Below are 22,732 nucleotides of genomic sequence, written 5' to 3' on the forward strand. Positions count from 1 at the left end.
GATCACCGTTGAACCGGTCACCAAGGGAGCACGTCACACCGTGAGGCCGACGCTGGAAGCGCGGGCGCTCAAGGAGAGCCTGCTGCAGTACCTCTCGACCACGTACGCGCTCACCGACGAGGGGGCGCGGCTGGCACTGCACAGCTTCCTCGGTGACGAGACGGCCGGAATGTTCCGCGGGCCCTACCTGCGGATCCGGACGCCGTTCATCCAGGCGGACGCGGACTGGCGCGACGTGCTGGAGTGGGCACCGTCGGGCGGATGGACGCCGTACGCGCACCAGGCCAAGGCGTTCGCCCGGCTCTCGTCGGCGTACGGCCGCACGCCCGAGCCGACCCTCGTCACCACGGGCACCGGTTCGGGCAAGACGGAGTCGTTCCTCGTCCCGGTCCTGGACCACTGCCGGCGCGAGCGGGCCGCGGGCCGGACCGGTGTCAAGGCGGTGCTGCTGTACCCGATGAACGCCCTGGCGACCGACCAGGCGCTGCGCATCAATGCCTACCTGCGGGACGAGGAGGCACTGTCACAGGTCAGTGCCGGTCTCTACATCGGGGACATCGCCAGGACCCGCTACGAGCGGGTGGAGACGAACCGATCCGCGATGCGGACCTCGCCGCCCGACGTCCTGATCACCAACTACAAGATGTTGGACCTGCTGCTCCAGCGCAGCGACGACGCACCGCTGTGGGAGGGGGCGGACGTCCGCTACGTCGTCGTCGACGAGTTCCACACCTTCGACGGGGCGCAGGGCACCGACGTGGCGATGCTGCTGCGCCGCCTGGCCGCGTCGCTCGGGGTGTCCGCACCGGGTCGCCCGCTGGGCGGGATCTGCCCGGTGGCGACCTCCGCCACCCTCGCCTCCGGCACGGACGAGAGCGGGGCCGCCGAGCTGCTGCAGGTGGCGGGCGAGGTGTTCGGGACGCCGTTCACGGCGGATGCGGTGATCGGCGAACAGCGCTCGGAGGCCGAGGAGTTCATCCCGTCCGAGACGATCGAGCTGCTGCCGGTCCCCACGCCCGAGAAACTGGCGTCGATGGCCGACCCGGCGGTCGGCGACGGGGCACTGGACGACCTGGTGGAGGCGTTCACCGGACAGCGCGGGCTGGACCCGTTCCAGCTCGGCGCGCGGCTGAAGCGCCACATCCTGACCCAGGCCGTGATGATCGCCCTGGGCGGGGAGCTGAAGTCCACCGAGGAGATCCTCGCCGTGCTCTGGCGGGCGGGCGCCTACTCGTGGGGCCAGGCGATCACCCAGCGCCCGGAGCAGGCGGCCGAGGCGCTGGCCCGGTTCGTGGCGCTGCTCTCGGTCGCCCGTGACCCGGCCTCGACCCCGCTGCGGCCCCGGCCGCTGGTGCAGATCGAGGTGCACCAGTGGGCGCGGTCGGTGTCGCGGCTGCTGCGCGGGGTGTTGCCGTGGCCGAAGGCGCAGTTCCAGTGGGACGCCGGTGACGCCCCGCAGACGAGTACGTCGGACGGGGCGCGCAACGCGCCGGTGACGACGGCGACCAGCGGGGAGAGCGCGAACCTGTTCCTGCCCGCTGTGTACTGCCGCGACTGCGGGCGTTCGGGCTGGGCGGTGTTCACTCCGGAGAGCGACGACCAGGAGGTGGAGGTGAACCCGGCGAAGATCCGCCGGGCCTCCGCCACTCAGGACAAGATCCGGGTGCGGAACCTGATCGCGGCCACCGGCGAGGAGGCCAAGCGGGCCGCCGCCGAGGTCAAGATCGCCGCTTCGGCCCGTGCCAAGGGTTCCGGCCACGGACAGCTCCGTGGTGCGGGTGGAGACCTGATGGTGCTGGACGGGCCGCAGCACCGACTGCGGTTGCCCAATCCGATCGGCGACTTCGACCCGGAGTCGGGCGAACCCCGCCTGGGCACCGCCGACTCGGCGTTCGTCCTGGTCAACCAGGGCACCACGGCGAACACGGCGGCGAAGGAGGACTGGTGTCCGGCCTGCGGCGAGCGCAACGCGATCCGCTTCCTCGGCACCGGCCAGGCCGCGCTCGCCGCCGCGTCGATCACCCGCCTGTTCACCGGCGGCGAGCTGGCCGAGGAACTGGGCGAGCGCAAGACGTTGATGTTCAACGACTCGGTGCAGGACGCCGCGCACCGCGCGGGGTTCGTCGCGAACCGCTCCTACACCTTCTCCCTGCGGGCGCTGCTGGTCGCCCACCTTTCCGACAGCGAGCCGACACCGCTGAACGAACTCATCGCGAAGGTGATCGCGGACACCGCCAACCCCCGTACCCTCGCCGCGGTGGTCCCGCCGGACCTGCACGACCTGAGGGGCGTCGAGCGGCTGCTGTCCGGCAAGTCCCGCGGCGGCGACCAGGCGACCTGGCGGCTGATCGGGGAACGGCTGGCGTTCCAGACGCTGATGGAGTTCGGCCTGCGGGCCCGCCAGGGCCGCACCCTGGAACTGACCCGCACGGCCGCCGCGCACGTACGGTTGCCCGACCCGGCGGCGGCCGTCGCCCTGGTGCGCGAGGCCCACCTGGAGACGGTCCGCGGTGAGGCGCTGCTGCCGGTGGACGACGCGCGGTACCTGGCCTTCCTGCGGATCTTCCTGGAGCGGCTGCGCTGGCGGGGCGCGATCAAGCACCGCTGGCTGGAGAAGTACCTGTCCGAGACGGGCACCAGCAGGTACTTCATCTGGAACCGCCGCCCGGCCGGGATGCCGGCCTTCCCCAAGGGTGTCGGCGCGCCGGTGTTCCTCCTCTCCGGGCCCAAGGAGGGCTCCGAGTTCGACATCGTGACCGGTCGGCTGGCCTGGCACGAGCGCTGGGCCGGACGGTGCCTGGGCCTGCCGCGCGAGTTGTCGCCGGAGTTCTGGGGCAGGCTGCTGCCGGCCCTGCACGACGCGGGGCTGCTGTCGGTGCGCACCGCGAAGGACGGCGCCACCCGCATCCACGGCCTGCAGCCCGGTGCGATCGACGCACTGCTGCTGTCCGACGCGGACGTCGAGACGGCGTACGTGCGCTGCCGGGTGTGCTTCTGGGAGCAGACCGTCCACCCGTCGCTGCTGGAGCAGTGGCACGACGCGCCCTGCCCGTCCTACCGCTGCACCTCGGGACGGCTGATCGCCGGCACGCACGCGCGCGAGGCCGACGTGCACGCCCGCGACCGCCAGTTCCGCGAGGACTACTACCGGCGGCTCTACCACCGTTCGGGCCCGTACCAGGTGGTGACCGCCGAACACACCGGCATGCTCACCCGACCGGAACGGGAGGCCGTGGAGGAGGCGTTCCGCGGTACGGGCGGAGAACGTGCCTTCAACGAGCCCAACGTGCTGTCCTGCACGCCCACGCTGGAACTGGGCATCGACATCGGTGACCTGTCGACCGTGGTGCTGGCCTCGCTGCCGCGCTCTCCCGCCAACTACGCCCAGCGGGTCGGCCGGGCGGGCCGCCGCACCGGCAATGCTTTCCTGCTGACCATCCCGGAACGGCGCCGACGCGACCTGTACTTCCTGGAACAGCCCAAGGAGATGATCTCGGGCCGGATCGTTCCGCCGGGCTGCTACCTCTCGGCCATCGAGATCCTGCGGCGCCAGTACCTGGCCCACCTGCTGGACCTCGCGGCCCGCGGCCGCCTGACCGGCGATCAGGGCCACACCCTCCCCGCCTTGCCGCGCAAGGCGAAGACCCTGTTCGGGCCGGAGGGCTACCTCGCCGACCTCGTCGACCTGGCGCTCGCCCGGGGCGAGGAGCTGGCGGGGGCGTTCCTCGCCCTGTTCCCCACCGGGGTGTCCGAGCAGGCGGCAGCCGATCTGCGCGCGTACGCCACGGAGGGGCTGCGCGGTGCGGCCGAGCGAGCCGAACGGGCCTGGGCGGAACGCGAGGAGGTGCTGCGGGCCCGGATCGGTCACATCAACGAAGCGCTGGGCGAACTGCACGAAGCCGACCCGGAGGAGGCCCGGCAGAAGGCGGAACTGGAAGCGGAGCGCCGTGCGGTCGGCCGCCAGCTCGGCGACCTGCTGGAGGACACCCCGGCACAGGGCGCGCTGTGCGACCTCGGACTGCTGCCCAACTACGCCCTGGTGGACGCGGTCACGGTGCTGGAGGCCACCCTCTACTGGCCGGAGGAGGAGGACGCCGCCGGTCGCACCCGCTACGAATCGGAACTGCGCAGCTACGACCGCCCGCAGCGCTTCGCCATCGAGGAACTCGCACCGGGCAACACCTTCTACGTCAACCGCTACCGCCACGAGATCACCGGCCTGGACATCGGCACGGCCTCGCAGCCCGGCTGGCAGACCTGGCGGATCTGCCCGCAGTGCGGGTACGTGCGAACCGAGGACGCGGCCGAGGACCGCTCCGCGTGCCCGCGCTGCCGCACCGGGGCGATCGCCGATGACGGCTCCTGCCTGTTCAGGGTCGTCCAGCCGAGGCTGGTCACCTCCCGGGACAAGCGGGAGGACGCCCGGATCCGGGACGACCGCGACGAGCGCGATCCGCGCTTCTACGAGACCGTCCACGCCGTGGACATGCCGGAGGAGACACTGGAGCCCGGATCGTGGCGGCACGTCAGCGCGACGTTCGGTGTGGACTTCAGCCGGGCGGCGATGGTGCGCACGATCAACCTCGGACCGGCGCGCTTCGACATCCCGGCCGGTGACGACTTCGCCGGGCACACGGTGCGGCTGAACCCCTTCCACGTCTGCACCGGTTGCGGCGCCGCCACCGCGGACGGCCGACCGGTCTTCGACCACGACACGGACGCGCTCAGCGCCTCCGAGGCCCGCAACCCCGCGCTCAAGCACCACCGGCCGTGGTGCCCGGTACGGCGAGGCAACCCGCGCGCGGCCGAGCAGTTGCCGGTGCTCCTCGCCCACCAGTTGCCGACCGAGGCCCTGCGGGTGCTGCTCCCGGCGGCGACCGTCCTGGTCGAGGAGAAGATCCACTCGTTCCGGGCAGCCCTGCGCCTCGGCGTGGACCGGCAGTTCGGTGGTGACCCGCAGCACCTCGACCACACCCTCGCATCGATGCCCGACGCCGCGACCGGCGAACGGCGCTGGTTCCTGGTGCTGTTCGACGCCCTCCCGGGCGGTACCGGTTACCTGCACCGGCTCACCGATCCCGAGGTCTTCCGCGGCACCCTGCTGAAGGCCCATCAGGCGTTGCTCGAATGCCCGTGCAAGGACGAGGAGCACCGCAAAGCCTGTCACCGCTGCCTGCACCGGTACACCGTCGAACGCCACCAGGCGAAGGTCTCGCGGGTCGAAGCGCTCGAACTGCTGAAGTCGTTGCTGTTCGACAAGGAGGGCGGCGACGCCTGGCAGACCGAGGAGATCACCTCCACCGGGTTGATCGGCCTGGACCGGCAGGTCGAGTCCGATCTGGAAGCCCGCTTCCTGGCCGCGCTGCGGACCTGGAGCGAGCACAGCCAGGACGCCGTCCTGGAGGAGGACGGCCGTGCCAGCGGACACCTGAGGATCAGCGCGAGCGAGGAACGGCTGCACTGGCGGCTCACCGCCCAGGAGCGGCTCGCCGGCTCCCGCACCGACTTCACCTTCACCCGCGTCGACGGACCGGCGGGCAGCGTCAAGGTCTACCTGGACGGGCGGCGCTACCACGCCAGCAGCGAACACAACCGCCTCGCCGAGGACGCCCTGCGCCGCACCCGGTTGCGCGCGGACGGGTCGGTGGTCTTCCAGTTGACCTGGGACGACCTGGACCTGTTCGAGGGCCGCAGCACCCGGGCCGGAGCCGTGTGGCCGCCGTACGAGTGGAACGCCCAGGAGGCGGCGAAGAACGCCTACGAGCAACTCGGCGGAAGCCGACCGCAGTTCTCCGAGGCAGTGTTCGCCAACCCGATCGACACCCTGCTCGCGTACCTCCGGGACCCTTCACCACAGCTGTGGGCCAGGCGGGCGAACGCACTGGTCAGCGGCCTGACCGCACACCCGTTCACCACCCTGGCCGGCTCCGCCGCCGAGCGCGGACGGATCGCGGACACCCTGCGCACCGCGCTCGGCCAGCCGGCGGGAGAGAGCCCCGACGGAGGGCAGACGGGCCTGGTGCACGTCCTGCGCAGCACCGATCTCCACGGGCTCGCGCTGGTGCTCGCGGTACGCGACGCCGACCGGGAAGCCCCGGTCTGGACCGCGTTGGCGTGCCTGGACGACGAGTCGTCGGCCCTGGACACCGAAGAGCACAAGCAGCGCTGGCGGTCCTGGCTGTACTGGTCGAACCTCCTGCAGTTCCTCGTCCGCATCGGCGGCGACGGCGTCCAACTGACCGGCAGCCAATCCTCCGGCTATCCGCTGGAAGCACTCGCGGTGTGCGGCGGCGCCGGTGAACTCGTGACGCTCTCCGCCGCCGACCGGCCGGCCCCGGAGCCCGAACCCGCCGCGGCCGACGGGTCCCCGTTCGAGGAACGCATCGTCGCCCTGCTGCGCGACCGGGCCTGGGACAAGGACTTCCTCCCGCACATCGATCCGGACGAGGAGGCCGACCTCCTGGCCCTCGCCACCCGGATCGCCGACCGCGGCAAGAAGGCCCCCACCGTGTTCGGTTTCGAACTCGGCGACAGCGGCTGGCCGGCCGACTTCGCCTGGGAGGACGGCGGAATCAAGGTCGCCGTCGTCCCCGGCCCGCACGGCGGTCCCGACGGGGCCGACGACGAGGCCGAACGCCGCGACGCCGCCTACCGGGCCGCCGGCTGGACGGTGCGCACCGCCGCCGACTGGCTCGGCCACTTCGACTCCCTGATCTCCCTCCTCCCCGACGCGCCCACGGCAGGCGCGCCCGACGCGGAAGGCTCCCTGCGATGACCGCCCGGCTCAGCCTGTACCAGAAGGCCGAACAGGAGCTGTACAAGCTCGACCGGCAGGTGAAGGCGAAGTTCTACGACTTCAGCCACCTCTTCCGGCAGGATCCCTGGCACACCTCCCTGCGGCTCAAGCCGCTCAAGGGCGACGGCCGGATCTACTCCGCCCGCCTCGACCCCTCCTACCGGGTCCTGTTGACCCGCACCGGCATCGCCGCCAACGGCGAGGAGAGCTGGCTGGCCATCGCGGTCCGCCACCGGCGCGACGTCTACGAGCAACTGTCCGTGGCGGTCAACCGGATCACCGGCGAGATCGAATTCGTCGACCTGTCCGTGGTCGGCGAGAGCGCTCTGCGCCGCGCCGGCATCCAGCTCACCCCGGCCGAACCCGAAGCCGAGCCGGGGGAGGACACGGCCACGGCCCCGGCCGCGCCCGGATCGGCGGCCCCCGCCGCGGAACCCGAACCGGCTGCTCCGCTCCTGGCCGCCTACGACGCGGAACTCCTGCGCGAGCTGGGCGTGGCCGAGGCCCTCATCGACCTCGCCCTCGTTGTCACCACCAGTGAGGAACTCGACCAACTGGTCAGCAACGCACCGCTGCTGACCAAGGACGTCCTCTACGGTCTCGCCAGCGGACTGCCCCTGGAGGACATCCGCCGGGAGATCACCGGGGCGGTCGAGCTGGACGAGCAGCCGAACCCCGAGGACTTCACCGCAGCGCTGGCCCGTACCACCGTCACCACGGTCGACGACGCACTGCGCGCCGTTCTCGAAGAAGGCGACTTCCGCGCGTGGAAGGTCTTCCTCCACCCGACCCAGGCCCGCCTGGTGAACCGCGACTACAGCGGTCCGTCCCGGGTCTCCGGAGGCCCCGGCACCGGCAAGACCATCGTCGCGCTGCACCGGGTCCGGCACCTGGCCCGGCAGCTCCCAGCCGGCCAGAACAAGCCGATCCTGCTCACCACCTTCACCAAGAACCTCACCACCGACCTGCGAGCCCGCCTGGCCTCCCTCCTCGAACCCGAGCTGCTGGCCCGCGTCGAGATCACCCACATCGACCAGCTCACCGCCCGGGTGCTGGGCGAGAACGCCGTCTCCGGTCGCCCCCGGAACCGGGTGGACAACCAGATCGCCCTCAAGGAGCTCCGCGACCTGCTGCTCGAACTCGACGAGCGCACCTGGGAGCCCGAGTTCCTCTTCGAGGAATGGGAGCAGGTCGTCCTCGGCCAGGCCGTCCCCACCCGCACGGCCTACCTGCAGGCCCGCAGGGCCGGTCGCGGTCGTCCGCTGACCCGCGTCGAACGGACTGCGGTGTGGAAGATCCTGGAGCAGTACACCGCCCGTCTCGACAAGCAGCACATGGAGACCTGGAGCCAGGCCGCCGAACGGGCCGCCCGCTTCGAGATCGAACGCGCCGCCAGGATCCAGGCCCGGGCCGAGCACAAGGAACAGGTCGGCGGCAGGGAACTGATCCACCGGGACGCGGACTCCGGCATGCGCTACATCCGGCACCGCTACCAGCACGTCGTCGTCGACGAGGCCCAGGACCTCAGCCCGGCGCACTGGAAGATGCTCCGGGCGATGGTGGCCCCGGGCCCCAACGACCTGTTCATCGCCGGCGACACCCACCAGCGGATCTACGACAACCAGGTGGCCCTCGGATCCGTCGGCATCAACATCAAGGGCCGGTCCTCCCGACTCACCCTCAGCTACCGCACCACCAAGGAGATCCTCGCCAAGGCGATCACCGTCGTCAGCGGCAAGAACGTGGAGTTCGACGACCTCGACGACGGGAAGGACACCCTCGCCGGGTACCGTTCCGTCCTCAGCGGCCCCGAGCCCGCCCTGGTCGGCCACCCCACCTGGAACGACGAACTCGCCGGCCTCGCCGACACCCTCCGCACCTGGCGCACCGAACTCACCACCGACGAGGCGGGCAACACCACCCGCGACGCCCGCGGGCTCATGGCGGTCTGCGTCGCCGACCGCAACAAGGTCAACGAGGTCATGTACTACCTCACCACGCAGGCCGGGATCACCTGCGCCGAGCTGACCAAGGACGGAGCCCGCGGTGAGGGCGAGGTGCACGTCGGCACCATGCACCGCTTCAAGGGCCTCGAGTACCAGCGCCTCGCCATCGCCGCTGCGGGGGAAGGCACCCTCCCCCGTGCAGCCATCGAGCAGTACCGTGACAGCGACCCGGCCCGCTACCAGCGTGAGCTGCGCAAATCCCGCGCGCTGCTCTTCGTCGCCACCACCCGGGCCCGCGACGCCCTGACCATCTCCTGGCACCGGGAGCGCAGCCGTTTCCTGCCCCGCTGATCCTGGCGTCCGCTCACACCGCCGGGCCGCGGCAACCCGTCGCGGGCCGGCCGAAGGGAATCATGCTCAAGAAGTCACAGCTGAAGGGCTACCTCCTCGAAGAGGCCCTGGCCTGGCTGCTGCGCAACAGCGGGTACCGGCTCCTCACCCGTCAGAGCGACGACCGGGCCGAACTGACCACGTCCCAGGACGGCTCCCTCGCCGTCCGCGGACGCGGTGCCCAGCACCAGGTGGACGTGCTCGGCCAGTTCGCCTTCGTACCCGCCTTCTCGTTGCCCGTCCGGATGTTCCTCGAAGCCAAGTCCCACAGCCAACGCTGCGGACTGTCGATCGTGCGCAACGCCCACGGGGTCATCCACGACGTCAACCAGAACTTCGCGGTGCCCGAACTGCGGCAAGCCGCCGGCCACGACCACGGGACCGTCCGGCCGCGCCGCCGCTACCACTACGTGTACACGCTCTTCTCCACCAGCGGATTCACCAAGGACGCCCAACGCTACGCGCTGGCCCACCAGATCTCCCTCGTGGACCTCTCCGGGGACTCCTTCGCGTGGCTGCGCGACAGGACGGCCAAAGCGGCCGATCTGCTCTACAACATCGGGATTCAAGCAGGCATCACGAACTTCCCGGTCAACTGGCTCAGGGCCGTGCTGCGGGAAGCGCTCGGAACCGGTGATGCCCCCGACCCGGACGGCATCCCCCTGAACGCCCCGGGCTTCGAGGACACCGCGCTTCCCGTCGTCCGGGGCTTCGCCACCAGGATCACCGACCACATCGGCACCGAAGTCCTCCTGGGCTTCCCGGAAGCCCCTTTCGTCATCCCCCTCGTCACCACCGACGTGCCGCGGTTCCTCCAGTACGCCAGGGCCTGGCCGACGCACGCGGTCCGTCTCCGGCGCACCGGCCACAACGATGACGCGGAGTGGAGCGTGACCCCGGTGGGATCCGAGCCGGGGTACCGCCTCACGTTCAAGCTCGCCCGCGAAATCGAAGAGTGGATCAGCGAAGTCGAGGACGACGAGCGTGCGCGCACCGTCTCGGTCAAGCGCGAATTCCTTCCCTCCATCACCATCTACCGGGCCCGGCCGGACGGCGGTGTCGACACCTACCGGCTGAAGTACACCTGGGAGGGCCGATCTTCGGCCGGCTGATCCGAAGGTTCGGCTCCCCGTCGAGGGCGTGCCGCAGGTCAGCGGGAGGTGGGCGGCTTCGGCCACGGGGTTCCGTGCGTGGCGGCGTCGAGCACCTCGCCGAGGCGGAGCCAGGCGGTGGGGCCGGCGTGGCTGATCGGGCTGTCGGCGAAGCGCTGCCAGGCCTGGGGGTCGTCGCCGAGGGCGGTGGTGATCAGGGCGAGGACGGCGGGGTGGATGCTGCCGCGGTAGCGCGGGCCGCCGACGGTGAGCGCCGTCCAGGCGGGTAGGGCGAGGACGGTCTCGCGGTGGTGGTCGGGCAGCGCGAGGACGTGTCGGGTCCAGGACTCGCGGTCGTTGGGACTGCCGCCGAGGCGGCGGCGCAGGCCGTGGGTGAGGGTGTGCAAGGCCTGCTGTGGGTCGGAGTGTCGGGCGAGGACATCGGCGAAGACCGGTTCGTTGCCGTAGCTGCCCCGTTGGGCGCAGGACAGCAGGGCCTTCTCGACCAGTTGGTCGTTTCCGGTGTGCTGGTCCAAGTAGGCGGCCAGGACGGCGGGTTCGACGGCGGAGAGCTGGCGGGGCGTCACTTCGGCCGGGTCGTCGAGGGGGGTGCGGCGGGTGGCGGACGGCTGGGGCGGCGGGTCGGCGACGATCCGGGTGATGTCGGTGAGGAGCTTCGTGAACTGCTGGTGGTCCTCGTGGTCCTGGTGGCGGTAGGAGCGGGGGCGGTTCGAGTTGCGCCGGGCGTCGCGGATCATCAGCCGGACGGCCGCCCTCGTCTCGGCCGTCACCTCGGGAAGGTGCACCAGCATGGCGTGCACCCAGTGGAGGTCGGCGGCCCGGCTGATGCCGTAGAGCTCCTTCGGTTGCCAGGTGTGCAGAGCCTGTTCGGCGACCAGTGCGAACCTGCGGGCCAGGTCGGCGAGGTCCTCCGGCGGTGTGCGCCACGCGTGGGGGACGCCGTAGGAGGGCTTCGCTTCGGCCGGGTCGAGGATGAGTCGCCAGCGGCCGTCGGCGGAGTGGCTTGCCCAGATCACCGCCGAGCGGACGCCGAATTCGGGACCGAGGACGGCGTCGTCCTTCACGTAGAAGTCGATCCCCTGACGCTCACCGTCGTCAAGCGCGGCCAGCTCTGCGGCGAACCGCTTCCGGGCGGCTGCCGGAGAGGATCCGTCGGCTATGGCCCGGCAGATGTGCACTGTCAGCATGGCGGTGTCGAACGTGTCCAGGTCGGCCAAGGCGATCCGGCGGAGCAGCTCGGGGTCCACCATCCACGGCAGGCTGCCCAGCAACTCACGCTCGATGACGGAGTGCGCCTCGGTGCCGTCCGTGGCCGAGGTGAACCGGGCATGCCGGTCCGGTTGCTGTTCCAGCACTGCCCGCCACATCTGCCTCCAGGCTTCGTATTCGGCTTGGAATCGCTTCGACCACTCCGTAGGGTCCTCGCCCTCCGCGAGTGCGCGCTCCGGTGCGCCGGGAAGCAGCGCGACCGCGGCATCGAAGGCGCGGTCGTCGAGGTGCTCGGTCCGAAGCACCTCCTGCGCCGCTGTGCGGTCCTTCAGCATGGTGGACGTGAAGTTCGGCGGCGCGGGCACCCGTCGGTGCAGTTCGGCGACCACCGCGGCGGTCAGCACCGGCGGACGGTCGGCGGTGCCGAGCAGGCCGAGCCGGTAGGCGGAACAGCCGCGCAGGGCCTCTGCCAGCAGCTCCCCGTCGAAGCCGGGGTGCCCCAGGGCGAGGGCTGCCAGTTCGACGGTCGCCTGGGCGCGGTACTCGGATTCCTCCTGTCGCAGCCCCTCCGTCACGGCGGCCGTCAGCATCCAATCCGGCGCGTCCCGCGCGAACGGCCCGCGAAGGAGTGCCTCCAGCAACTCCCCGACCTGCCGGTCACCGGAACGCTCCCGCGCCTGCCCGGCCGCCATCAGCGCGGCGGCCGAACCCGGTTCGACGCCGGCCACGACGGCGATCAGGAACTCCACAGGCAACCGGGTGCCGCTGACGGACATCGCTCTCCCCTCCCGAGACGAACAGTCGCCCCATCCTGCTGCATCCCTCGGACACTCCGGCCCGCCGACAGCATCGGCGGAACCAGCCGCGGCAACGACTTCACCCGTCCTGGGGCTCGTCAGCAACGCGTCCACCAGCGGAACCCCCATCCAGAGTGCACTGCACCCGCCTTCCGGAGTCTCCATATGCCGGAGCGCCGACTCACTGCTGTGCCAAGCGACTTCCTGTGCGAACACACCCCGGGCAAGAGCCGCGTCCCGGTGCGGCTCGGCCACGACCGCGGCCCCGACTCCCTACAGGCCGTCCTCACCCGCCGCCAGACCGAACTGGTCGACCGGGCAGCCCGGTTGCTCCTCCAGGCGCTGGAGTCCACCCCGGCCAGGTGAGCGGTGGATCACGTGGACGAACTCTGTCGGCAACTGCCCGACGCTCCGGCGGCCTTCCTGCGGCAGGCCGTGACCCGGGCGCTCTCCGGTGTTCGGCCCGTCGGCCCCGGGGCGCTCGCCACCTGGTCCGAGAGGCAGGAGAACCGGGCCGCAGCCGCGTCGGACGAACCCGATCGGGACGACGAGGCGGTGCCTACGGCCTTGACGCCGAGGAACTCGGCGACGGCCGGCTGGTGCCGGACGCGCACGAGGGAACCTGGGGCGTGTTCGCCCGGTTGCCGAAACCCACCTTCGCCATGGACCACCGAGGGCGGCGCAGCTTCGCTCGTGCCGTGGACGACCTCACCGACGACCTGGAACACGGCCGCTGGCCCCAACCGACCCGCACCACCGAGGAAACGGCCCTGCACCTCGCCCTCGACGACGCGGCCGGCCGGTGCGGCAACCCGCTCCAGTCGTGAGGAGTGGGTTGTCGGTGCCCGCGGCTACGCTCGCAGGCCGAGACCGACAGGGGAGTAACGTGCTCGACAACGCTCTGACCGCAGATGTCCCGCTCGGACCCTTCGCGGGCAAGCCGATCACCGTTCATTCGGCCACGAGCAAGAACGCCAAGTTCCACGCCACGCGGTCGTGCAGCATGCTGCGCGCCCGGGAGGTCGTCACCGCAGAGGTGCCGCTGAACGCGGAGACGATCAGGCGGATGTGCGCGCAGTGCGGCCGGTGGAGCGGTTGGGCCCGGCCCGGGACCGGGCTCGGCATCTTCCTGCGCGCGCTCGGCGGCGTGGGGCTGCTGTACCAGCTCCGCACCTACACCGAGCCCGACCAGGACGAGGACTGGGCGGACGACGAAGTACGGGCCGCCGCGGCCCTGCTGCGTTCCACCCCCGGGACCGACCCGGAGGACGAGGAGGACGCACAGGCGCGCGAGGACGCCGAACACCTCCGGGGCAGGGTGCGCGAGGCATGGAGCGGCGCCGCCAGGAGCCTGCACCTGGCCGAGGCCATCCTCTCGATGTACGACTGGCTCGGCGAATGGGCCGCGCCCGCGCTCGCGGCGAAGCGCCAGTACCTGGAGACCCTACGCACGCAGGCGGCGCTCTTCGTCCCGGAGAGCGGCTTGCTGGAGGCAGCCGCCGCGGGCTCCCTGGAGAAGCCCGAACTCCCGTCCGAAGAACCGGCGTTCGCCGTCCTCGGCAACCGTGCGGAAGTCGCGAAGGCCCTCGACTCCCTGTGGTCCGACTGGCATCGTCGGGCCCCTGGCGGCTACGGCCCGGCAGACGTGCGCTGGCGGGTCGTGTTCGGGATCACGGGGCGGCTGCGCTCCAACCGCAAGGGCTACGACCAGCTCTGCTCCGCCGTGGAGGAGTTGGTCGCCTCCTGGGAGGACCTGGCCCGGGCGGTCGCCGATGAGGCCGGGGCGGAGCGGACCCGGCAGGTGACCGTCCGCCTCGCGGAAACCGTCGACGACTCCTCGGCAGGGTACGAGCGGGGCTTCCTCGCCGACCTCGACGAGTGGAGCACCGGCGTACTCGTCACCTACCTCACCGACGCCGACTGGGGCCACCGCACCCTCACACTGAACGTCCCGCTGCTCGTCGCGGACCGGCTCCTCACCACCAGGTCACTCTTCACCGAGTGCGGCCTCCGGAGTCCTGACCACGCTGAACCCCCGAAGCCGGCTGTCCGCCTCGCCCCTGGCGTCTTCGACGACACCCCGGTGTTCGACCGGCTGCCGCTCCACGCGGAACACCTGCGCGCACTGAACGCGGCCCCGGCGCGAGGGGACGACCTGTGTCTGGTCTTCTCCCCGGGAGCGGGACCCGAAGTGTTGCCCCTGTCGACGCTCGCGGCACGGGTGGCCGCAGGATGGACCGGGACCGTGATCGCCCGCGCCTCCGACCTGCCCGAGAGCGTCATCGAACCGTGGATCGAGGAGATCGGCCCCCGGCCCACCGACGGCGAACCCATCTGGCAGCCTGCGGTCCACGACCCGTACGACCCGCGTTTCGGCGCGGACCTCGGCCACGCCGACGGCGCCCGCATGACGGCCTGGCTCGGGTACGACGAGCGCTTCAAGGAACACGACCTGCGCTGCCTGGCCATGGCCCGCGGAGCCGGAGACCTGCGGACACTCGACAGCGGCCGTGACCGCGAGGGGCGCCGCCGGACCGTCTCCACCTCGGTGTGGCACGGCCTGCTCGCCGGCGCCGAGCACCTCGACCTCCGTCCCTTCCGTGCCCCCGGCACCGACCGTTGGCGCGACGGCAGCGGAATCCCCCTGGGAGCCCTCGCCGACGTACAGGTCTACACGACCGACGCCGACCCCGGATGGCAGCGCAAGGGCCACTCCCCCTTCTGCCAACACGCCAGGGAACGCGGCGTCCGGAGGGACGACGACCTGCTGCGCATCGCGGACCTCCTCGCGCGCAGCGACTTCGACTGGTGCAGCAAGTGCCACGGCTACGCGATCCGGCGGTTCACCGACACCCAGCTCTCCTACTACCGGGCCGCGCACCGGCTCCACGACATCGCCGAGGCACTCCGCCGCGACCCGGACAAGCCATTCCGGACGGACGGAGAACTCCTGGCGGAGCGCCTCACCGCACTGGCCGGCCGGCAACCGGAGGGCGAGGAGTACTGGAACGCCCCGGAGTCGTGGCGCCGGCATGAGATCGTCCACGAACTCCGCACCCGCCTGGCGACCCGACGCCGGACAAGCTGACCAGGCCGCGCCGTAGCGGTGGGAGGGCTTGTCCGTCCCCTCCACCGCTACGGCGAGTAGTCCCGGCTCTGGGACCATTTTGGGACCAGCCGCTTTGGCCGCTGGTGGACGCATGCGGACGCACCTGGACGGAAACGGAGTACGGCTACGCCCTCGTCGGCGGCTACGCAGTGCAGGCCCTCGCGTCGTTGACAGGCTGAGCCACGGCGTCAATCTTTTCGCCATTCATCGGTCGAGCGGCGGAGGAGATGTCGGCGGCAGGGGTCGCCTGGGTCGAGGACCCTACCCGCCCGTGGATTTCGAGTTCGATGCCATCACGGTTGGCCAGACCGGCATGCTCTTCGGCCGCGGTGAGGTCCGCGACGCCATCGACGCCCACGGCCTGCTCGCAGCGGTCCTCTCACGCGACCGGCTCCTCGATCTCGTGGCTTGGAACGAGGCTGGCTTCGACCGAACCACGCTCGTCGATACGTTCCGGTAGATCGCGCGCTACACCGGCGAGCAGTGCTCGCGTCAAGCGGCTCGGATTCCGGCCATGTTCGTGTGCGCCCTGGCATGCGCCCCATCGGCGCGGCCTATGGTGCGGCATCTGCTCGGTGGAGCTGGAGAGTCGGGGGAGGCACGTGGAGGAAGACATCTCGAAGAACGTGACCGAGGTCCTGCAGCAGTTGGCGCAGCCGTCGAACGTCGCGGTCCACTCCGGTCCGAAGCTGCTCAGGGACGTGGAAGCATGCGCGGCCAAGGACGACCAGAAGCGGAAGGAGAAGGAGCTCGAGCCCCTTCGCCGCAAACAGGGACTCGGGCCCCTTCCGTACGAGGAACACGGTGACGGCATCCAGCTGACTCCGTGGGACGTGCTGCACGCCCTCGGACGTGCGACCGCGCTCGCTCGGCGCGGTGCCGGGCGGGGCCTGGCGGAGCACTGGGGCTGCCTCAAGTACAGCCAGGCGCTGGAGGGCACGCTGGGTACCTTCATGGCGTTGTCGGCCGAGGGCCGCGACACTGCCAACTACTACAAGGCTCTCCAGTCCGACGAACTCGGAGTCGGCTTCGCCCTGGCCGTGGCCAAACAGGTGCTGGCCAAGCGCTATCCGGACCACAGCGTGTCGATCGTTCCGGCAGACACCGCGCTGCGCGCCGGGTTCGCGGTGACCAGCGCGGACGCCGGGACATCCGTCGGGTACTCGTACCGGCCCCACTACTTCGCCGAGGTGTGGAAGCCAGGGCAGCCTTCGCGGGTCTTCCCGATCGCCTGCAAGGGCAACCACAGCGGCCTGTCCGCCTCGCACGGCCAGCTGGCCTCCGCCGCGGTGCACGCCGATGCCGTCCACATCGGCGGGTGGGGTGATACGCCCGCTCTGATCTTCAGCACGGAACTGCCCGTCGACGGACCGATGAGAATCCACGTACTGCACGCGCGCGGCAACGGCGGCGAACTCGCCCACCCGGCCGAGGACGCCCGGAACCTGGACAGCGAACTCGACCAGGACAACATCTTTCCCGGCATCCTGTTGCCCGCGGAGGACGGCGAGAGCCCGGAAACCGTTCCCGGTTTCCACCTCGCTCCCGGCCACAATGCCTGGTTCCAGCACGTCCTCGCCCGCACCGGCGCGGCCGGCCTGACCGCCTTCGCAGGCGACGCGGAAGCCACTGTCCCGTACCTGACCGACCGGCAGGGGCGCAGACGCTACAAGGGCATCTCGCACGCCGCGATCGGAAGCGTCCAGGACGCTCGGCAGACCCTGCTCGGCATCCCCTTCGTCGGCACCGACCACGTGTACCGCCTCAACCGCACCCGGGTCGAAGCCTTCTCCGGAGTCGACGAAGACCTTTTCAAGCATCTCGCCAAGGGCCGCCTCAGCCGTTACCGCAGCGAAGCCCACGCCCGCCGTACCACCTGGCCGACCGCCTCCTGGGACGACGAGGAGTGGGGCGGACCGGTCTCCATCCACCCGGACGGATCCGTACTCGCCCTACGGGCCTTCTCCGCTTGACACCGACCTCGAACGTGCTCGAAAAGCTCTCACCAGTTGCTGTCCCGGTTCGGCCGCCGGTCCGTACGCTGCACGGCCGTCCACCTGCCGGGCAGCTTGCCGGCCCCACCCGGCACCGGCGCAGGACTGCTCCGGGTCCGGGCCCGCACCGGTTCGGGCCAGCCTGAAGACCAGGTCGCTCGGAGCCCGGCCGGTCACCCAGCGGTACTGTCTTCGCGATTCTTCGGTCGGTGAGCTGTCGTTCTCGCTGACCGGGGTGCTCGCGGCACCTCGGCCGTCAACGACCCGTGCTGCGTTCGGACAGCGGCCGACTGTCCTCCACGAACACCTTCAGCGACCCTTGGTGCTCCTCCGCGCGGGCCGTGGCCCGGCCACCCATTTCCCGCACCTGCAGCACCGTGCGATCGAAGTAGTCCCGGGAGGTGGAGTTCAAGTCGGACAGCGGCAGATCCTCGTAGGAAGCCGTGAGGGCGTCGCCTTCGGCGCGCAGCGTGACGTCGAACGACTTTTCCTGCGTCAGGCTCGCCAGCGCCGCACGGCTGCCGGGCAGCCAGGGCGTCCAGTGGCCGATGAACGGGAGGATCAGGTCGGAGCGGACCCCTCGGGCGTAGTCGACCGTCAACGCCTGGAGCCTGTCCCAGCGCGGCATCAGCAGGCGCAGCCGGCCGGTCCAGTACGCGACCTGCCGCTCGTCGGTGATGACAAGAGCGTCACCGTCCTCATCGTTCGGGCCGGACTCAGGCTCGAATCCGTCGTGTTCGACCTCGTACAGTTCGATGAAGGCGTGGCAGCCGACGGGGAACGGGGACAGGGCCGCCAGGCTGCGCAGGGCTCCTCCGAGGGAGACGAGGTGCCTGTCGTACATGTACGCCATGTGCCGCTCGTGGTCGGTGCCGCCGTAGCCGGGCGGAGCCGCGATGCTGATGGCATCCGGGTTGTAGGTGTTGTCCGGACGGGGGACGAGTTGGACGACCACAGGAAGGACTTCGTCGTCGTCCTTCCGCCCCCGACCGATCCTCGCAGGGGCGCCGCTACCGTGCCGGGACAGCTGGTCCTGGGCGAAGGAACGGAACGTCTCGAGTGGTCTGGTCTCACGCCACAGCCCCACGCCGATGGCGAACGTGGGGTCTCCCGCCGGGATCATCGTGATCCGGGCCTCTGGATCGGACTCGATGGAGCCGGCTGCGGTTTCCGCTCGTTGTCCTCTGCTCATCGTCCGGTGTTCCTGGAGATCGCGCTGTCGCTTGACGGCAGCCACGAGGGAGTCGCTCTCATGGCATGGTGGGATTCCGCTCGGGCAGCTGGGCCGCACCCTGGCTGCCAGTGCTCCTCAGGCGAGGACTGCCGCCGCCATGCGGGCGGAGTGGGGGTGTAAGTGTGTCGAGAGTGTCAGCTGATGGTCAGGGTGCGGTCGCCGAAGTCGGCGACCATGCGGAGCTGGCCACCGAGGGCTTCGACGTAGGCGCGGATCGTTGAGAGTGCTGCGGTGTCGAGCGCGCCGCTCTCGAGCCGGGAGACGTTGGGTTGGGTGATGCCGATGATCTCGGCGACCTCGGCTTGGGTGAGGTCTTGCTCGCGGCGGATCTCGGCGAGGCGGTAGGCCCGTACCTCGGCGTCGAGCTTCTCCCGGTGTGCGGTCACGCGCTGCGGGTCGGTGACGACGTTCGGTCGTACGTCCTTCCAGGACTTCATGGCTTGCCCTCCTCGATGGCCTTCAGATGCCTGCTGAACCGTTCATCGGCGATGGGGACATTGGTCTCGTACCACTGCCGCCATGCTCCGGCCTTGTCTCCGGCGACCAGGACGATGGCCTGGCGCTCGGGGTCGAAGGCGAACAGGATCCTGATCTCACCGGGCCCGGTGGTCCGCGGGCGCAGTTCCTTCATGTTGTGGTGCTTGGAGCTGTGGATGCGGTCCACCAGCGGCCGACCGAGGGTCGGGCCGTCCTGCTCGAGCTTGTCGATGGCGGCCACGACCTCGTCGGCGGTCTGCGGGTGGTGCTGTGCGAGGTCCAGGAGCCATTCCTCGACCTCGCTCTCCAGTGAGACTTCCCATGCCACGTCGACAGTATGCGCTTCAGCGAATATGCGCTGCAAGTTATTCCGAAGCGCAGGCCGACGAGTCATTGGCAGGGGCGCTCGACTGGCGACGAGATTCAGCTGCTGCCTCCTCCGAGACACTGCGCAGCACGGGCTGGGGTCGAGGTCCCATTCGGGGGGCGAACCACGGTTTCGCCTGGGGCTTCAGCAGGCCCGTGTGAGGCTTTCCGTAAGGCTGTCGCGGTCCTGCGCTGCTTGCCTGTCAGCTCGCCTGCTGTCGGCTGAGGAGGGTCGTCGTGAGTTCGACGGTGGCGAGGTACCGCCAGAAGATCCAGTCGAGAAACACCGGATCGTAGTCCTCCTGCTGGGAGGCGTCTCGGTGGCGGACCTCGAACTTGTTGGCGATCACGAGCAGCGCCCCGTCGTCGGGCTTCCCGAGTTCGCTGCGGATGAGGTCGCGCCGCTCCTCCAGGATGCCGGCGAGCACGATCACCGCGGAGCGCTTCTCCTCGATGGACGCGCCGCGGCCGCGGTAGAGGGCGATGGCGTGCGTGGTGCGCCGCTTGATGTCGGGGCCGGCGACGGCGAGGGCACGGTGGACGAGGTCGGCGCGGGCGTCGTCGGTGACCGCGACGAGCCGGCCCCGGCCCTCGCCCTCGTCGGCGAGGCGGTACTGAACGCCGGCACCCGCGAGCAGGCGGTTGACCCGCCACCGGTAGAGGACCCCGGCCGGGCCGACATGGAACTCGCGGTGGTGCCATCCGCATCCGTTCCAGGAGTGGAAGGTGCGGTCCCGCGGCCGGGACACAAGATCGTGGAAGACCTCGACGAGGCCGAAGAAGGTGTCCTCGTCCCAGTCCTTCGGTTCGAGGGGCCACAGTTGGCCGATCCCTAGCCGCTGCTCCAGGACCTCGGCCGGGTCCGGTAGTTGCTCGTTGGCATCGACGCGCTCCTTGCCGAAGCGCTCGGCGAGGTAACCGTTGTCGTGGAACTCCATGACCAGCCGAGCGAAGCCCAACCGCACAGGAACCGGATCGGGCGGCGCCGTCGGGGAGAGCTGCCCGTTGCGGTGCGGCCAGTAGGGGCGGGGTTCCGTGAACTGGCGGATCTCCTGCGCGCGGCCGATCAGTTCGCGGAACCACATCTGCTGGGTGAGCACCGGTGCCTGGCTCCATGGATCCGCGCCTGCACCCCGGGGGTCGTCGGACTTCGGTGCCGTGGAAGGCAGGCTCTCGAAGTCCGAGCAGGCACTCGATCCCTGGAACGCCTCCGTGAGCAGCCACTCGGCCCGCGACACCCAGTCCCGCCGCCCGAGTGCCGCGATACGGTCGGCCTCGGCAACGAACAAGTCGGAAGGCCAGAGCAGTTCGTAACTGCTGAGATCTATCACGAGGACCCCTCCGTGCCCGGTGCTGCGGGGCGGCGTCCCATGTGCTGGCCCGCATCGGAAGGGTACCGGCGGTCCCGGACAACACCGCAGGGATTTCCCGCACTTCCAGCAGCGCGGGGTCAGGCAGCCAGGGCGGTGACCTGTCCCGCATCGGTGGCGCCCTCGCAGCGCTCGTCCGCTTGGTCGAGTGCGCTGCTGAGTGCGGTGACGGCTTGGTCGGCGGAGTCCTTGAGGAGGTGGCCGTAGAGGTTGATGGTGATGGCGAGGGTGGTGTGTCGGAGGGTCTTGGAGATGACGGCGATGGGGACGTTCTCGGCGATCATGATGCTGGCGGCGGTGTGGCGCAGGTCGTGCAGGCCGATGGTGGGTGGGTCGAGTTCGGCGGTGCGTTTGCGGAGTTGGTTCAACAGCCATCGCTGGCGCAGGGGTCGGCCGTCGGGGCGGGGGAAGGCGAGTCCTTCGAGCCGGTGTTGGGGGTGGGCGTTCATTTGGAGGGCGGCTTGGCGGTGGAGGGCTGCCATGGCTCTGGGGGAGAGGCTGATCCAGGCGCGGCTGGCCTCGGTCTTGGGCTCACCGAAGCGGATTTCCGCGTTGTTGGTGGCGGCGAGGGTCCGGCGGACGTAGAGCTTGCGGTCCATGAGGTGGACGTCGGACCAGTGCAGGGCGAGGATCTCGCCGCGGCGCATGCCGGTGCCGAGCATGACCTCGAACAGGTCGGTGAGCCGGTCGGCGTAGTGCTCCTTGTCGTGCCGCAGCAACGCGGCCGCCTCGTCAGGGGTCCAGCAGGTGCGTTCGGCGGCGCGGGGCTTGGGCGGGACGGCGCACTGGGCGGGGTTGTAGTGCAGTCGCCAGGACCTGATTGCCACTTTCAGCGCGTTGTGCAGCGTCGCCATCACCCGGTACACGGTCACGCGCCCGCGGCCGGCCTCCTGCTGGGCGCGGATCCAGTCCTCGATGTGCCGGGGGCGCAGATCCGGCAGACGGTGCCGGCCGAACGCCGGGACGAGGTCGCGCTCCACGCAGTCCGCGTACCCGGCGTAGGTGTTCGGTGCCAGCTCGCTCTTCCGCGCCGCGAGCCACTCCCGCAGGTAGGCGGCCACGGTCACCCGCCGGTTCTCGTAAACCCCGCGCAGCTCGCCGTCCAGGACCGCGGCCATCTCCCGCGCGGCCTCGGCGCGGGAGGCGAACCCGCCCCGCCGACGGGTGCGGCGCCGTCCCTCGTCGGGGGCGAGGTCGACGCAGTACGTCCACGTCCCGTGCTTCACGTCCGCGGCCAACTGAGGACACCGCGGTCCCGACTGCTTCCCGCTGCTGCCGTCCTTGCAGCCGCACCGCCGGTACACCCTGCCCCGCTGGGGACGCTGTCCCATGAGCCCCTCCTTGCACTCGGTGCTCTCCGGCACCGAGGTTCGCCGGTCTGTTCGGCGTGCCGACAGGGCGTACGGGGCCGGGCGCGAAGCACGCCGTGGCCGGTCGGTGGCGACATGCGCCGGACGACACGCCGCCCGGGAGATCACGGGACATAGCCGATGGGTGGGTGCCCCTGATCCGCGCTCTGGATGCTTCGCTGCAGACGAACCCGCAGGCCGAGGTTTCGGCAGACATCCGGCAGGTGGCGAGTGGCTGGCGGAGGGCTGTTACTCCGCGTGTCCGAGCCCGGCGCCAGGCCGTGGGACCATTTTGGGACCAGCAGGTTTGGCCGCTGGTGGCCGCTGGTGGCCGCTGATCGACGCATGTGGACGCAGTTGGACATCTCCGGCCACTGTCACAGCTGAGCCTCCGTCAGCCACCATGGGCCATGCAAGTAGCACTCGCTGGGCAACTCTGTTTCCTGGAAATCGAGTTGACCGCCTGCTCGGGACGCGTCGAGCAGGCGGTCGATCGGCAGATTAGCGAACTGAGGTGGAAGGCTCCTCCACCGGGGATCGTTGGAGGAACCTTCCGCCGTGCACACCTGTGCACCGTTCGACG

14 protein-coding genes are annotated in these 22,732 nt (G+C 70.6%); 8 read left to right on the forward strand and 6 right to left on the reverse strand.

The window, feature by feature from the left end; translation table 11 throughout:
* The first annotated feature begins 40 nt into the window (after nt 1-40).
* From ACIP60_RS30835 to ACIP60_RS30845, 3 genes are all read left to right on the forward strand, one after another.
* Nucleotides 41-6,775, forward strand: coding sequence for a DEAD/DEAH box helicase (locus tag ACIP60_RS30835; RefSeq protein WP_400690564.1), 6,735 nt, complete (start codon nt 41-43; stop codon nt 6,773-6,775).
* A complete protein-coding gene (locus ACIP60_RS30840) occupies nt 6,772-9,093 on the forward strand; it encodes a UvrD-helicase domain-containing protein (protein ID WP_400690567.1) in 2,322 nt (773 codons plus the stop codon). The genes ACIP60_RS30835 and ACIP60_RS30840 overlap by 4 nt, the downstream gene beginning before the upstream one ends.
* 62 nt (nt 9,094-9,155) lie before the next feature.
* A complete protein-coding gene (locus ACIP60_RS30845) occupies nt 9,156-10,244 on the forward strand; it encodes a hypothetical protein (RefSeq protein ID WP_400690570.1) in 1,089 nt (362 codons plus the stop codon).
* Nucleotides 10,245-10,282: 38 nt separating this feature from the next.
* Here the strand turns inward: ACIP60_RS30845 and ACIP60_RS30850 are convergent, their stop codons facing one another.
* Nucleotides 10,283-12,229, reverse strand: coding sequence for a hypothetical protein (locus ACIP60_RS30850; RefSeq protein WP_400690573.1), 1,947 nt, complete (start codon nt 12,227-12,229; stop codon nt 10,283-10,285).
* Nucleotides 12,230-12,439: 210 nt separating this feature from the next.
* On the opposite strand from ACIP60_RS30850, the gene ACIP60_RS30855 reads away from it, so the two are divergent.
* The 5 genes from ACIP60_RS30855 to ACIP60_RS30875 all read left to right on the forward strand — a co-directional run bounded on the left by ACIP60_RS30855 (nt 12,440) and on the right by ACIP60_RS30875 (nt 17,332).
* Nucleotides 12,440-12,616: a hypothetical protein gene (locus tag ACIP60_RS30855; RefSeq protein ID WP_400690576.1), complete on the forward strand. Its 177-nt coding sequence runs from the start codon at nt 12,440-12,442 to the stop codon at nt 12,614-12,616.
* Between the two features lie 332 nt (nt 12,617-12,948).
* The gene (locus ACIP60_RS30860) at nt 12,949-13,077 is read left to right on the forward strand and encodes a hypothetical protein (RefSeq protein WP_400690579.1); all 129 of its coding nucleotides are present in this window, start codon (nt 12,949-12,951) and stop codon (nt 13,075-13,077) included.
* A gap of 59 nt (nt 13,078-13,136) precedes the next feature.
* Nucleotides 13,137-15,338, forward strand: a complete 2,202-nt coding sequence (locus tag ACIP60_RS30865) for a hypothetical protein (RefSeq protein WP_400690581.1) — start codon at nt 13,137-13,139, stop codon at nt 15,336-15,338.
* Nucleotides 15,339-15,630: 292 nt separating this feature from the next.
* On the forward strand, nt 15,631-15,819 hold the full coding sequence (locus ACIP60_RS30870) for a hypothetical protein (RefSeq protein WP_400690584.1): 189 nt from the start codon (nt 15,631-15,633) through the stop codon (nt 15,817-15,819).
* Nucleotides 15,820-15,961: 142 nt separating this feature from the next.
* Entirely contained in the window at nt 15,962-17,332 is a 1,371-nt protein-coding gene (locus ACIP60_RS30875) for a hypothetical protein (RefSeq protein ID WP_400690587.1), read from the forward strand.
* A gap of 277 nt (nt 17,333-17,609) precedes the next feature.
* Here the strand turns inward: ACIP60_RS30875 and ACIP60_RS30880 are convergent, their stop codons facing one another.
* The 5 genes from ACIP60_RS30880 to ACIP60_RS30900 form a co-directional block, all read right to left on the reverse strand.
* Nucleotides 17,610-18,590: a hypothetical protein gene (locus ACIP60_RS30880; RefSeq protein ID WP_400690590.1), complete on the reverse strand. Its 981-nt coding sequence runs from the start codon at nt 18,588-18,590 to the stop codon at nt 17,610-17,612.
* 131 nt (nt 18,591-18,721) lie between these two features.
* Nucleotides 18,722-19,024: an XRE family transcriptional regulator gene (locus ACIP60_RS30885; protein ID WP_123816981.1), complete on the reverse strand. Its 303-nt coding sequence runs from the start codon at nt 19,022-19,024 to the stop codon at nt 18,722-18,724.
* Nucleotides 19,021-19,392 (reverse strand): type II toxin-antitoxin system RelE/ParE family toxin, encoded by a 372-nt coding sequence (locus ACIP60_RS30890; protein ID WP_400690595.1) that lies wholly within the window; start codon nt 19,390-19,392, stop codon nt 19,021-19,023. The genes ACIP60_RS30885 and ACIP60_RS30890 overlap by 4 nt, the downstream gene beginning before the upstream one ends.
* 241 nt (nt 19,393-19,633) lie before the next feature.
* Nucleotides 19,634-20,761, reverse strand: coding sequence for a hypothetical protein (locus ACIP60_RS30895; RefSeq protein WP_400690598.1), 1,128 nt, complete (start codon nt 20,759-20,761; stop codon nt 19,634-19,636).
* 119 nt (nt 20,762-20,880) lie between these two features.
* Entirely contained in the window at nt 20,881-22,038 is a 1,158-nt protein-coding gene (locus ACIP60_RS30900; RefSeq protein ID WP_400690601.1) for a tyrosine-type recombinase/integrase, read from the reverse strand.
* Nucleotides 22,039-22,732 lie beyond the last annotated feature (694 nt).

Source organism: Kitasatospora sp. NPDC088783 (assembly GCF_044750705.1).
Taxonomy (GTDB): domain Bacteria; phylum Actinomycetota; class Actinomycetes; order Streptomycetales; family Streptomycetaceae; genus Kitasatospora; species Kitasatospora fiedleri.

Bases quoted from the DNA above. Each gene is read 5' to 3' on its own strand.
- ACIP60_RS30840 (WP_400690567.1), top strand. From the start codon at position 6,772: ATGACCGCCCGGCTCAGCCTGTACCAGAAGGCCGAACAGGAGCTGTAC.
- ACIP60_RS30845 (WP_400690570.1), top strand. From the start codon at position 9,156: ATGCTCAAGAAGTCACAGCTGAAGGGCTACCTCCTCGAAGAGGCCCTG.
- ACIP60_RS30850 (WP_400690573.1), bottom strand. From the start codon at position 12,229: ATGTCCGTCAGCGGCACCCGGTTGCCTGTGGAGTTCCTGATCGCCGTC.
- ACIP60_RS30885 (WP_123816981.1), bottom strand. From the start codon at position 19,024: ATGAAGTCCTGGAAGGACGTACGACCGAACGTCGTCACCGACCCGCAG.